Genomic DNA, 568 nt, shown 5'->3' with positions numbered 1-568 from the left:
GGGTGCGGGCGCCGGCCCGGGCGCGGGTGGCTTGCGGGGCGGGGACGGCTTGCGGGGCGGGGGTGGTGCTCCGGCTCATGGACCGATCGCTCATGGACCCATCGTCGGAGCGATGGTGCGGGACCGAACGCTCAACGGGGCCGAACGAGTGAGAGGAAGGCGGCGAGGGCCGCGTCGAACTCCTCCGGCCGTTCCAGGTTCGGCATGTGGGCGGCGGACTCCACGACCACGAGCGTCGAGTCCGGCAGGGCCGCGTGCATCGCCTCGGCGTCCGCCACCGGGGTGAACGCGTCGTCCCGGCCGACGACCACCAGCGCCGGCACCCGGACGGTGGTGAGCAGCTCGCGGTAGTCGGGGCGCTCCGCCCGGCCGCGCAGGGCCGCCGCCGCACCGGCCGGATCGGTGGCGCACATCATCCGGTGGACATGGGGCGCGGCGTGGGTGTTGTACGGGGCGACCATCCGGTCCAGGACCTCGTCGGCGTACCCCCGCATGCCCTCGGCGAGCAGCCGGTCGGCCATGGCGCCCCGGAGCGCCTTGCCCTCCGCGGTCTCGGCGGCGGGGAAGG

The 568-nt window shown here is 75.9% G+C and carries 1 protein-coding gene; it reads right to left on the bottom strand.

The window, feature by feature from the left end; all coding sequences use genetic code 11:
- Window positions 1–131 precede the first annotated feature (131 nt).
- Window positions 132–568, bottom strand: a 437-nt coding sequence (locus J7E93_RS11870; protein WP_215068240.1) for an alpha/beta fold hydrolase, incomplete at its 5' end; no start/stop codon positions are given.

Origin of the sequence: Streptomyces sp. ISL-36, from assembly GCF_018614205.1 — a bacterium.
Lineage (GTDB): Bacteria > Actinomycetota > Actinomycetes > Streptomycetales > Streptomycetaceae > Streptomyces.
This window is presented reverse-complemented; position numbering and strand designations above follow the sequence as displayed.